This window comes from Citrobacter sp. Ca225 (genome assembly GCF_030337175.1).
GTDB lineage: Bacteria > Pseudomonadota > Gammaproteobacteria > Enterobacterales > Enterobacteriaceae > Citrobacter_A > Citrobacter_A amalonaticus.
Map to the genome: position 1 here is coordinate 134,576 of NZ_JAOWCD010000103.1, position 12,685 is coordinate 147,260.

General features: G+C 53.0%; 10 protein-coding genes. 3 read left to right on the top strand and 7 right to left on the bottom strand.

The features are described 5' to 3' along the window. Window positions 1-6 precede the first annotated feature (6 nt). From cas7e to cysJ, 7 genes are all read right to left on the bottom strand, one after another. Entirely contained in the window at window positions 7-1,065 is a 1,059-nt protein-coding gene (gene cas7e / locus OGW13_RS24520) for a type I-E CRISPR-associated protein Cas7/Cse4/CasC (protein WP_287116589.1), read from the bottom strand. Between the two features lie 22 nt (window positions 1,066-1,087). Beyond that, a complete protein-coding gene (casB, locus tag OGW13_RS24525; RefSeq protein WP_287116590.1) occupies window positions 1,088-1,630 on the bottom strand; it encodes a type I-E CRISPR-associated protein Cse2/CasB in 543 nt (180 codons plus the stop codon). Continuing rightward, a complete protein-coding gene (gene casA, locus OGW13_RS24530) occupies window positions 1,627-3,183 on the bottom strand; it encodes a type I-E CRISPR-associated protein Cse1/CasA (RefSeq protein WP_287116591.1) in 1,557 nt (518 codons plus the stop codon). Before casA ends, casB begins: the two co-directional genes overlap by 4 nt. 10 nt (window positions 3,184-3,193) lie before the next feature. Beyond that, window positions 3,194-5,857: a CRISPR-associated helicase Cas3' gene (gene cas3 / locus OGW13_RS24535; protein ID WP_287116592.1), complete on the bottom strand. Its 2,664-nt coding sequence runs from the start codon at window positions 5,855-5,857 to the stop codon at window positions 3,194-3,196. 240 nt (window positions 5,858-6,097) lie between these two features. After that, window positions 6,098-6,832, bottom strand: coding sequence for a phosphoadenosine phosphosulfate reductase (gene cysH, locus OGW13_RS24540; RefSeq protein ID WP_044255000.1), 735 nt, complete (start codon window positions 6,830-6,832; stop codon window positions 6,098-6,100). A 58-nt stretch (window positions 6,833-6,890) separates the two neighbouring features. Continuing rightward, a complete protein-coding gene (gene cysI, locus OGW13_RS24545; RefSeq protein WP_287116593.1) occupies window positions 6,891-8,603 on the bottom strand; it encodes an assimilatory sulfite reductase (NADPH) hemoprotein subunit in 1,713 nt (570 codons plus the stop codon). Further along, complete coding sequence (cysJ, locus tag OGW13_RS24550; protein WP_287116594.1) at window positions 8,603-10,402, bottom strand: NADPH-dependent assimilatory sulfite reductase flavoprotein subunit; 1,800 nt, start codon at window positions 10,400-10,402, stop codon at window positions 8,603-8,605. Before cysJ ends, cysI begins: the two co-directional genes overlap by 1 nt. A gap of 304 nt (window positions 10,403-10,706) precedes the next feature. Here cysJ and queD point away from each other — a divergent pair, with 304 nt between their 5' ends. The 3 genes from queD (at window position 10,707) to OGW13_RS24565 (ending at window position 12,673) form a co-directional block, all read left to right on the top strand. Beyond that, complete coding sequence (gene queD, locus OGW13_RS24555; RefSeq protein ID WP_090048506.1) at window positions 10,707-11,069, top strand: 6-carboxytetrahydropterin synthase QueD; 363 nt, start codon at window positions 10,707-10,709, stop codon at window positions 11,067-11,069. A gap of 81 nt (window positions 11,070-11,150) precedes the next feature. Beyond that, window positions 11,151-12,422: an FAD-dependent oxidoreductase gene (locus OGW13_RS24560; protein ID WP_287116595.1), complete on the top strand. Its 1,272-nt coding sequence runs from the start codon at window positions 11,151-11,153 to the stop codon at window positions 12,420-12,422. Beyond that, window positions 12,413-12,673, top strand: a complete 261-nt coding sequence (locus OGW13_RS24565; RefSeq protein ID WP_071888367.1) for a ferredoxin family protein — start codon at window positions 12,413-12,415, stop codon at window positions 12,671-12,673. The genes OGW13_RS24560 and OGW13_RS24565 overlap by 10 nt, the downstream gene beginning before the upstream one ends. The last annotated feature ends 12 nt before the right edge of the window (window positions 12,674-12,685 follow it).

Genomic DNA, 12,685 nt, shown 5'->3' on the forward strand with positions numbered 1-12,685 from the left:
CGCTCCTTAGGCGCAGATAAAATCCAGCACGTCTTTCATGCTTCCTTCTTGATTCATGACATTGAAACCCACGGCCTGGGTCTGCTGCTCGTAAACCGTATTCATGTTTTCACGCAGTTCAGTAATGCGCTTTACCGACACGCCAAACTGATCCGCGCCGACAATCGGTTTATAGAACGCCGCTGCCAGAGAACGAGGCTGATCGGTCCCTTTTTCCGCCAGCGCCCAGGAGGCATAGGCACGGCTGGCAAAGCTATTTTGTTTACCCGTTGGCGAAACTTTAAGCGCAGCCTCGGTAAATGCCCGCAGTGTTTGATTAACCAGCGCTTCATCACCGTTCAAATTTTTAGTCAGTAAGTCTTTATCGATACAGATGTAGGTATAAAATAATGCTGAACCAAAAGCAGTCTCACCAAGATGTCCGGCACCCGCGTCTTCTTGCGAGGCATGGCGTAAATCATCAACAGCGGTGAAGAAATCGTCTTCGACCAGGGTTTCGCTCACGCCAAACGCATGTGCCACCTGACAAGCAGCCTCAACATTGAATTCAGGTTTATTCGCCAGCATGCGGCCAAACAGCGCAATGTCCACCGCCATACGGTCCCGGCGCAATAATGCCAGTTCGTCCTCTTTCGGCCCCCGTTTTTCTTCGGCCAGGCGATGGGCCAGCGCTTTTACGCCATCAAACTCCGCGGGACTGATATGAACCAATTGCTCCGTTTCGGTAAGCGTGAGCTTGTCATTCGCTTTTTTATCCATTTTTGCCTTGCCTAAAAAATCGGCGATATCCGCCCCCCACGCGATCGCTTTCGCCTCTTCGATGCCTTTCGCGATCATGATCTTCGCGGCTTCCCGGCCAATACGCCCGCTGCGAATACCGACATTTCCCGCCAGCGCCTGCTCAAACAGTGCAGACGTGCGCCAGGCCCGCTTCAGACTTTGCGAAGAGATACGCAAACGCGTTGCGCCACCCAGCACGACGGTCTTCGGTGAACCGGTATCGTCACGGTTAAGATTGGCGGCCGGATAAGCTGTCAGTAAGTGGAGCTGAATAAATGTGGTCATTTGATTATCCCTTTTAATCGTTTTATTCGTTGTCGCCAGCCTGGTAATACTCCAGCGCCCAGCGGATGCGGATAAATTCGCTGGGCTGCTGCTGACGACGTATATGATTGAGTAAATCGTTGTTTTCCTGACACCAGCGAAAAATATCTTCCGCCAGCGAGATAAGATTCACCGTTCCGTTGAGTAACCGCACTGCACGGCGTAGTTGACGTAACAGTTCATCTGGCGTTTTTACCGCCGACAGTCGGGCGAAACGTAGCTCTGACATCACGCGACGGCTGCCTTTCGTTTGCCCTAATTGCTCAGCAAAACACTGACGTTCATCGATGGATTTAACCTGTGCCGCGACGGCTGCCGTCACCGCCAGCGCCGTAAAACGCCACTCCTGCCCTTTAATCTTCCAGAGTGAATGCGTCAGCATCAGCAGATCGCGGAACCCCTCCGCCAGATAAGCATCATTCACGGTGTTGCTGCGCCTTAAGCTCGCGCGAAGCCCTCGTTTTTCCTGCAATGTGCCATGCCACAGACGCAGCGTGGACTTGTGTTCATCCTTCACAACATTCATTCAGCAGCCTCCTGCTTTTTTACGCTGGCGTTTTTTTTACTCGGCCTTCCCGCCAGACGGGTGATTAGTTTTTTTCGTGCCGCCATGCACCGTTTCAGATCCGTAACGTCGTAAGGGTTGGTAAATACACGATCATCAAACCAGCCACGGGCGTATCGGCTGATTTTTTTCTCAAATTCCGCCCTTCTTTCCTCTGCGTCCTGTCCCTCTTCCAGTTCCCTCACCAGCGTCAAAAAATCGCCCTGCGTACGATTCCAGAAGTCGATATCGACAAAGTTGAAATCGCCGCGGGCACCTTTGGCATCAGAAAACCAGGCCTCTTTCAGCGCGCTACGTAACAGGCTGAGCGTGTAGGACGCCATTTGCGTCGCCTGGCGTAGTTCCGGGATGATTTTTTCCGAAAGCAATTGCGGGAGGTGGTGTTCATACCAGCAACGGGCCTTCATATTGTCGAAGTCGTAGCCAAACCCCCATAAGCCAACCCTGGCGCCGGTTGGGGAGTGGCCGTTGAACACGCTCACCACCTGCGCTGGCTCTTCAGTATTACTCTCTGTAAGGTTTTCCTGGTTCAGCCCAAGCCAGTCGCGCCAGACCAGGCCGCCGGGCTGCGGCTTAACAGAGAAGAATCCTTCTGCGCCCTTAACGGGTGTGCGATGCGGCGTTAGCGGATGCCGCCAGCCTTCGTAATTGACGCCATAGTTTTTGGTGGTCATGTGGCTCAACAGTGCATCACATTCTGATCCGCAGATATCGCAGGTTCCGGTTGCGGTGGTCGTGAAATCCAGCCGAATCCGCCGCGGCATCCCCCAGTAGGCCTGCAGCTTATTCACCTGTTGGTCTGTGGTGACGGCATTTGCCTGTTCGCTGGTGCGCGTGGCGGCAAGCCAGGGAAAAACGGAAGCATCATAAGTTTGCGGAAGAGGAAGCCTGGCAGCGTCCTGCGGCATGACGTTCAGCCACAGCTTGCGCCACAGCGGCGTCTGACAGTTATTCTTATACCCCTGTAACTCAATCAGCGTGGTCATCGGACCGCCACCGCGCAGGCCAGTGCGGTAACCTTTCCCCCCAGCCGGTGCGTTAAGCTGCAACGAAAATAACGCCAGCGCCGCACAGTACGGGCAAAAACGTTCGGTAATATCACGCTTAATGAAATGATCTTTGTTGAGCTTCTTTGTCTGTTCACCGGGCGCGTCAGGGAGCAACTGCGCGATGGCATCTTTTGCCCCGGATATTGGCTCAAAATCCTGCATAAACGCCGGGGTTTCCGGACCAAACTGAAAGGCTGGCTCAATCTGCGTAAACGCGGTTCGAAGCGCATCTTCGGGTAGACCATCCAGCCAGATATCTTCCCAGCGGCTGCGATTTTTAGGCGCAAAACTGCTTTGCAACAAACCCAGCAGGAACTGCCACGCCGCGCCCTGTAAATCCCCCCGCGTTGCGGCGATATCCACGATGTTCTCGTCTGCCAGATCCACCGGAGCCAGCTTTCCCGTTGTCCCGTCTTTGAAATGCACGGGAAGCCATGGGGTGGTAATCAGTGAAAAATTGTTCATTTCTTTATACTTAAACCTCCGTCCTGCCGATCAAACCTTCCCTTGCGGAGTAGCCACACGTTGCAGCGTCTGACACCACAATCACGTTGGCGAATTCCCTGTTCTGATGCTGTGCAACACACCAATGCTGAAGCAGTTCGCCTTCTAACAACCGGAACTCTCGCTCGTGTTTTTTCCACCATCCCGCACGCACGCGCAGCATGCTCATTTCCCAGGCATGTTCACCCGGCGCGTAAGGCATCACGACGTTATCCACGATTTTCGCCAGCCAAAGCGAGGTAGATTCTTCAGAAAGTCGTGTGGAGAGGTTTTCAGAAAGAAATTCGCTGTTATCCGGGCTGTAACCCGACGCAAAGTTGAGCGTGCTTTGTTGTGCAAACGCGCGATCGCAATAAAATTTGCCCTCCTGCCGTTGTTCTGTCTTCGCAAAACCGACCGGGATATCGACATCGTCGCCATAGACGGACTCAATCAACAGACGGGCTGATTGCGGCATCTGGAGTTGCCCCTCCGCCATCAGGACTCGCTGCGTCAGCCATAAACGGCTGTGATCGGGATAGACATAGGCGCTGTTGCGCATTGTGAGTGACAACCAGTTCTCTTCAGGCTCGTCATCCCATTCAGGCGCAAGAATGAACAGTACCGGAGGCGGGCGCTCATCCCGGCCAGATGATTTCAGCAGGCCGTGCCGATCCCGAACGTGGCGTTGTAAACGCCCTGCACGTTGAATGAGCAGATCCACGGGAGCTAAATCCGTGATCATTTCATCGACGTCAATATCGAGGCTTTGTTCGATCACCTGAGTAGCAATAATGACTTTGCCTGCCCGTGGCGACTGGCCGCTTTTACCAAAGATATGTAATGTCTGATTTTCGATTCTCTGGCGATCGTGGAAAGCAAAGCGACTATGAAAAAGGAGCAGATCATCAGCAACCACTCGCTGATTCTCGAGCAATTGATGAAACGCAGAAAGAGCGTCATCGACAGAATTACGGATCCAGGCAATGCATTTGCCTTCACTGACTGCCGCTTCAATGCGTGCAATACAGGCACGTTCATCATGCAGCCAGGCAATACTGACGTTGCGTTCCACTTCCTGACGCGTAGACACGTACTGTGAAAGAACCGTATTCCCCGCCAGGTGAGTCAACCACGGATAATCCCCCAACCCCAATAATGGGGCATGCACTAGCTGTCTGGCTCCGCGAGACCAGGCCGCAATAAATTTCTCTCGCTGCTGCTGTGATAGCGTTGCAGACAGCAATAGTGTGCAGTTGCCATCACGTGCCTGTTTTTCGATCAGACACTCGAGAATTCTCGACATATAGGCGTCGTAGGCGTGAATTTCGTCGGCGATCAGAACCTTATTCCTCAAGCCCAGCATGCGTAAATTGTTATGCTTAAAGGGCATGATGGCCATCATTGCCTGATCCAACGTGCCTACGCCGACATCGGCTAATAAGGCTTTTTTATTGCTGTCTGCAAACCATGCTGCGCATCCCTGCCGAAAAGAAGGCGGCTCGTCCAGCGTTTCTGAATCTGATAACTCGGCTGACCAGAGTGACTGATTAAATCCATCCATTAACGCACGCGCGCTGTGTGCTAATACCAGACTGGGCCGTGAAGAAGATTGATAAAGCGACAGCCATGTTGTTGCCATGCGCTCGTACATTGCATTGGCGGTCGCCATGGTTGGCAGACCAAAATAGATGCCCTGCGCTTTTTGGCTTGCCATCAGCCGATGCGCGAGAATCAGTGCCGCCTCTGTCTTCCCGGCTCCCGTGACGTCCTCAAGGATAAATAACTGCGGCCCGGCGTGATGAATATCCAGCTCAATGGCTTTTTGTTGTAAGGGCGTCGGTTGCTGAATAAAGGGAAAGAGACCTTTGATGCCGATGAAATCCGCAACAGACGGAGATGGCGGAAAAACAGCGATAGCCTTTTGCGCATTACGTAAGGCGCGCCGCCAGTAATCTTCAACCGGCATGCGCTTTGCCACGCGCGGGAAATACTGCGTGGAGGAACCCGTCCAGTCAGCAAGAACAACCGCGGCTGAAATAAACCATGAGAGATGGTTAAATGTTTCAATACCGTCATCGTCATCCCAGTATTGCGGAATCTCAACGAGTGGGAATAAGGGTTTTATTAGCAGAAGAAAATCGCGGGCTGCTTCTTTATCTTCCTGGCGAAAATTATTTAATGTCTGAACGGCAACAGGAGGACGGCCGTGATGCCCGGTTGTTAAGGGCATCCACAGCGCAATGGCACGTTTAAGTTTGCGAGCGGACAATAATGAAGAGGGAAATAATTCTGGGCATTCACTTAAATAGTGATTCCATAACCAGAATCCCAGCGTCGCATGGGGAATTTTTTCATAGGTGTGAGCCTCCCTCTCTGCGGTGAGAAAATCGTCGTGATGGTATAATTGCTGGAAGGAATCGGCAAATTTACCGATATCATGCCAGCATAAAAGCCAGGCAAAAAACTGGGCTGATTGCTCTGTATTTTTCAACCCTGACGACTGCAGATAAGTATCAATTGAATAGATATTATTTCTCACCATCCAATAGCCGACCGCCGCCACATCCAGTGAGTGCCAGCACAGCAGGTGATAATCATCGCCGCCGTCTTTATCGCGCTTATTGGTTTTACCCCAGTAGCAAACTCTTTTCACTCGTGGGTCCTGGTTCAGGAGTCTGATTCCGTATCTTCCTCCTCTCTTTTAATTATTTTATTGACCAGGCGCAAAATGATTATTCACAAAATATTTTCTCACACAGTTATGGGCTTTTATTACATTATAAAATCCGACTTATATACATAATATAAATACAATAGTGCTATATATTTATATTTCCCATAAAAAAGCCTTCTGACGTTTTATCCATCAGAAGGCTTTAAAAAAGAAATGAAATTATCCTTCGTGCAGCCCGCACTCGCGCTTCAGGCCAAAGAAGCGGGTTTCTTCTTCAGCCATACCCGGTTCCCATTTCCGCGTGGTGTGCGTATCACCGACGGAAAGATAGCCCTGATCCCACAGCGGATGGTATTTCAGCCCGTGCTTTTGCAGGTATTGATAAACCGTGCGGTTATCCCAGTCGATAATCGGCAGCACTTTAAAGACCCCACGCTGGATAGCCAGCACGGGCAGATGCGCACGGCTACCGGACTGTTCTCGCCGCAGTCCTGCAAACCAGGTTTGCGCGTTCAGTTCCTGCAACGCCCGGTTCATCGGTTCGACTTTGTTGATCTCATTGTATTTCTCAATGCCTTCAACGCCCTGCTCCCACAGCTTACCGTAGCGCGCTTCCTGCCAGGCGGGGCTTTCATTCGCCCGGTAGACCTTCAGGTTCAGCCTGAGTTTGTCCGTTAACTCATCAATAAACTGGTAAGTTTCCGGGAACAGATAGCCGGTATCGGTCAGGATCACCGGGATATCCGGGCGGATCTGATTGACCAGATGCAGGCTGACTGCCGCCTGAATCCCAAAGCTTGATGAGAGGACGTATTCGCCAGGCAAATTCTCCAGCGCCCACGCCACACGCCCCTCAGCGTCACGTTTTTCCAGTTGGCTGTTGGTTTCAGCCAGCGCCATCACGCGCTCTACCTTCGGCAATGCATTAAGCGCGTTTAGATCGAGTACGGACATAAGAACCTCGTTTGCCTGTTTTGCCGGGGGGCACTGCGTTTGCCCGGCAAAGGATGGGTTATTCCCAGAAATCCCGTGCGGGATCGAGCACCGGGCGAATAATGCCCGCACGCACCGTAAAGTCGCCGAAGCCTTCACCCGCTTCGCGCTCTTTCGCCCAGCGCCCAATCAGTTCGTCCAGCGAGTCGAGAATTTCTGGTTCGGTGATATTCTCTTTGAACATCCGCGGGATACGCGTGCCGATTCGGTTACCGCCGAGATGCAGGTTATAGCGGCCAGGCGCTTTCCCGACCAGACCGACTTCCGCCAGCATCGCGCGACCGCAGCCGTTCGGGCAGCCTGTTACACGCATAACGATGTGTTCATCGCTCACGTTATGCTTCGCCATCAGGCCATCAATCTTGTCGATAAACGTCGGCAGGAAACGTTCGGCCTCCGCCATCGCCAGCGGACAGGTCGGGAACGACACGCAGGCCATGGAGTTTTCACGCTGTGGCGTCACGGTGTTCATCAGACCGCTCTCTTGCGCGATCTTCTCTATCTTCGCTTTCTGGCTTTCCGGTACGCCAGCAATGATCAGATTCTGGTTCGCAGTAATACGGAACTCGCCTTTATGGATTTTCGAAATCTCCAGCAGGCCCGTTTTCAGCGGACGTCCCGGATAATCGAGAATACGGCCATTTTCGATAAACAGCGTCAGATGCCATTTATTGTCGATGCCTTTCACCCAGCCAATCCGATCGCCGCGCCCGGTGAATTCATACGGACGAATCGGCTCAAATTTAATGCCTGCACGACGTTCCACTTCCGCTTTGAACGTCTCAACCCCTACGCGTTCCAGCGTGTATTTGGTTTTCGCATTTTTACGATCGGTACGGTTTCCCCAGTCGCGCTGGGTGGTGACCACCGCCTCCGCCACGGCCAGCGTGTGCTCGAGCGGCAGATAGCCAAATTCGCTGGCCGTACGGGCATAGGTTTTCTTGTTACCGTGCTCGATAGAAAGACCGCCGCCCACCAGCAGGTTAAAGCCAATCAGCTTGCCGTTTTCAGCAATCGCCACGAAGTTCATGTCGTTGGCGTGCAGGTCGATATCGTTCTGCGGCGGGATCACGACCGTGGTTTTAAACTTACGCGGCAGATAAGTCTGACCGAGGATCGGCTCCTCGTCCGTGGTCGCGACTTTTTCCTGATCGAGCCAAATCTCCGCATAAGCGCGCGTGCGCGGCAGCAGGTGCTCGGAGATCTTCTTTGCCCACTCGTAGGCTTCGGCATGCAGCTCGGACTCATACGGGTTCGAGGTGCACAGCACGTTACGGTTCATATCATTGGCTGTCGCCAGCGCGTCCAGCCCCACGGAGTGCAGCATCTTGTGCACCGGCTTCACGTTCTTCTTCAGAATCCCGTGAAACTGAAACGTCTGACGGTTGGTCAGGCGAATGCTGCCGTAAATCGTGTTCTCGGCAGCAAATTTATCAATCGCCTGCCACTGTTTGGTGGTGATAACGCCCCCCGGCAGACGGCAGCGAAGTAACATCGCGTGACGCGGCTCCAGCTTCTGCTCGGCACGCTCGGCGCGGATATCGCGGTCATCCTGCTGGTACATCCCGTGAAAACGGATCAGCAGGAAGTTGTCACCTTTAAAACCGCCGGTGAGACCGTCATTTAAATCTTCAGCAATGGTGCCGCGCAGATAGTTGCTTTCCAGCTTCATACGCTCGGCGTCGGTCAGTTTACCTTCGACCACCAGGGGCCCTGGATGTTTTTCGCTCATTAGTAGACATCTCGCTGATAACGGCGCTCAACGCGCAGCTCACTTAAAAATTCATCCGCTGATTCCGCGTCCATCGCGCCGAATTCAGCAATCACGTCCAGCAATGCCTGCTCAACGTCCTTCGCCATGCGATTGGCGTCGCCGCAGACATAAACGTGGGCACCGTCATTGATCCAGCGCCACAGTTCTGCGCCCTGTTCGCGCAGTTTGTCTTGTACGTAGACTTTTTCTTTTTGGTCTCGTGACCAGGCCAGATCGATACGGCTCAGTACGCCTTCTTTGACGTAACGCTGCCATTCCACCTGGTAGAGGAAATCTTCGGTAAAGTGCGGGTTGCCAAAGAACAGCCAGTTCTTGCCTGATGCTCCCTCGGCAGCGCGCTGCTGCATGAAAGCGCGGAACGGCGCGATGCCTGTCCCCGGACCAATCATGATCACCGGGGTTTCAGGATTCGTCGGCAGACGGAAGTTATCGTTATGTTCGATGAACACACGCACTTCGCCCTCTTCTTCGACGCGATCGGCGAGGAAGCTGGATGCGCCACCGGCACGCGCGCGGCCTTCCACTTCATAACGCACCGCCCCCACGGTGATGTGCACTTCGCTCTCCACTTCGGCCTGTGAAGACGCAATGGAGTACAGACGCGGCGTTAACGGACGCAACAGATCGACTAACGCTTGTGCATCCAGTTGTGCGGGCGAGAAGCGCAGCATATCGACAACAGGCGTCGTGGTGGCGTAATGCTGCAACTGTGCCTTATCGCCGACCAGCGGCAACAACGATTCACTGCGCGTTAAGGTGGCATAGTTTTCAACGATATTGGCGGTATTTACGGTCAGTTCAACATGCCACTGTAGCGCTTCGGACAGCGGGAGAGATTTGCCATTGACCGTAACGGGCTCATCGCCTTTCAGCCAGACCAGTTCTACGATTTCTTTCACCAGCGCCGGATCGTTTTGATACCAGACACCCAGCGCATCGCCAGGCTGGTAGCGCAGACCCGAATCACCGAGATCGATTTCAATATGGCGAACATCTTTCTCTGAATCGCGTCCGGTGATTTTTTGATTCACGGACAACGTGGCGCTCAGCGGCGCTTCTTTGGTATACGGGCTGGTGTGGATCTCATTTACCGCTCCGCTGGCAACCGCCTGAGCCGGTGTCGCAACCGGCGCTCGTGATTTCAACACCTCAACCACACGAGCACGCCATTCGGCGGCGGCGGCCTGGTATTCCACATCGGCGTCAACGCGATCCAACAAACGCTCACCGCCGAGTTCCGCCAGCTTGCTGTCAAAATCTTTGCCCGACTGGCAGAAAAATTCATATGACGTGTCACCCAGACCAAAAATGGCAAAGGCGGTGTTTTCGAGCTTGGGCGCTTTTTTAGAGAACAGGAACTTATGCAGCGCGACCGCTTCTTCCGGGGGTTCGCCTTCTCCCTGCGTAGACGTGACGATAACCAGCAACTTTTCATTGGCGATTTGTTTGAATTTGTAGTCGCCTGCGTTAACCAGCGTGACGCTGAGTTTTGCTGCCAACAGATCATCACGCAACGCTTCCGCCACACGACGCGCATTGCCCGTTTGTGATGCAGAGATTAGCGTGATGCCCGGCATTTCCGCCACGGGAGCGGGTGTTGCAACGGCTGCGCCAGGTTGCTGATTCAGCGTACCCCAGAAATAGCCAGAAACCCATGCAAGCTGCGTGGGCGTAAGATCGGTGGTGGCCGCCTGGAGGCGTGCCAGCTGCTCCGGGTTCAGCGGAAGCAAAGCGGAAGGTGGGGCCTGTATCGTCATGCGTCGTTATGTTCCAGTAAGCAAAGCGGATTTAAGCAATAAAACCCAAACTGAAGATAAGGGTAACGGCGGTGATAGTAACAATTAAAGAAGGGATGGAAATAACAAATAACCAAATGAACTAACCTGTTTTAGCTATAGTTATTAACGACAAAAATGATTAAATAACCACATGATATATAAATAATTATTTAATATTTGCCATCAATATGTGGCATTCTGCTGCTCAGCGCCCTTTTAACTAATGCTAAAAATTGTACTTTACGGTACCCTACGGCGTTTTTTGCATTCTTGAGAGTCAATAATGTCCACCACCTTGTTTAAAGATTTCACCTTCGAAGCCGCTCACCGCCTGCCACACGTACCGGAAGGGCATAAATGTGGCCGCCTGCATGGTCACTCATTTATGGTGCGTCTTGAAATTACCGGTGAAGTCTGCCCGCATACCGGTTGGATCATGGATTTTGCCGAGTTAAAAGCCGCATTTAAGCCGACGTATGAGAGGCTTGATCATTACTACCTGAACGATATTCCCGGTCTGGAAAACCCGACCAGCGAAGTACTGGCGAAATGGATTTGGGATCAGGTCAAACCGGCAGTTCCTCTGCTGAGCGCGGTGATGGTGAAAGAGACCTGTACGGCGGGCTGTGTCTATCGCGGCGAGTGATTCCAGCGGATGTGCTGAGGGTCAATATTCTTTAACTAACATTCTGTTAGGGTTATGTGCTCTGGATATCTGGAGCACGATATGTCTGACGATTTTGATATTATTATCATCGGTGCAGGAATAGCAGGCACCGCGTGTGCTTTACGCTGTGCACGCGCCGGACTATCGGTTCTGCTTCTTGAACGCGGCGAGTTACCTGGTAGTAAAAACCTTTCGGGTGGACGTCTGTACTGTCATGCTCTTACCGAACTCCTTCCCGATGCCCATCTGTCAGCCCCACTTGAACGCCGCATTACCCAGGAAAATCTCACGCTTTTAACTCGTCACGGTGCGACAACCTACACCAGTCTTCGTCCGGAGGGAGATTCGTGGAGTTTACTACGTGCCCGTTTCGATCCGTGGTTCGTCGCCCAGGCGGAAGCGGAAGGTGTGCAATTTGTCAGCGGCATAACGGTTGATGCGTTACTTATTGAAGCGGGTAGAGTCTGCGGCGTCATTGCCGATGATGAAACGCTTCGCGGCCGTTATGTCGTTCTCGCGGAAGGGGCAAATAGTGTTCTGGCTGAACGCTATGGTTTTCAGCCACGACCATCAACAACCGCAATGGCGCTGGGAATGAAAGAGACCCTGGCGCTGGATCAACAGATTCTTGAAGAGCGTTTCCGGTTATCTGCACAAGAAGGCGCCGCAATGCTGTTCAGTGGAGAAGTGTGTGGCGCTCTGCCCGGCGGTGCGTTTCTTTACACCAATAAAGAAACGCTCTCTTTTGGTGTTGTATGTCCGCTCTCTACGCCTGCTCAAAGCGACATACCGGCAGTCGAACTGCTGGAAAGGCTCAAATTGCATCCGGCGCTACATCCGTTGCTCAAAGGGAGTGAAACGCTGGAGTATGGCGCGCATCTGGTGCCGGAAGGGGGATTACACAGCCTGCCCGTGCAGTACGCGGGAGAAGGCTGGCTGTTAGTGGGAGATGCGCTGCGCAGTTGCGTCAATACGGGTTTCTCCGTACGCGGGATGGATATGGCACTCATCGGCGCGCAGGCCGCCTCCCAAACACTCATCAACGCCTGTCTGAAATGCGCGCCGCAAAACCTGTTTCCAGCCTATCATCACGCTATTCAACGTAGTCTGTTGTGGGACGTTATGCACCGCTATCGCGAGATGCCCACGCTATTGCAGCGTCAGGGATGGTATAACCAGTGGCCCGCGCTGATGGACGATATTTCTCGTGAGATTTGGCACCAGGGCGAGCGCCCGGTCGCCCCTCTGCGCCAGATTGTCTGGCGTCATTTTCGTCGTCACGGCCTGCGTCACCTGGCAGGCGATATTATCAGGAGCTTACGATGCCTGTAGCCCACAACGTCTGGCACCCTCCCGGCATGTCTCCTATTGTTCCTGCTAACCGTGTCGATTGCGACGTTGCAGAACGGCTGATCACATCTTGCCCGGCAGGACTTTTTTCCCTTACGCCGGAAGGAGAACTGCGGGTCGATTTTCGTGGTTGTCTGGAATGCGGAACCTGTCGACTTCTGTGTGATGAAAAAACGCTACAACAGTGGCGCTACCCACCGTCGGGTTTTGGCATCATTTACCGCTTTGGTTAAATAATAAGGATA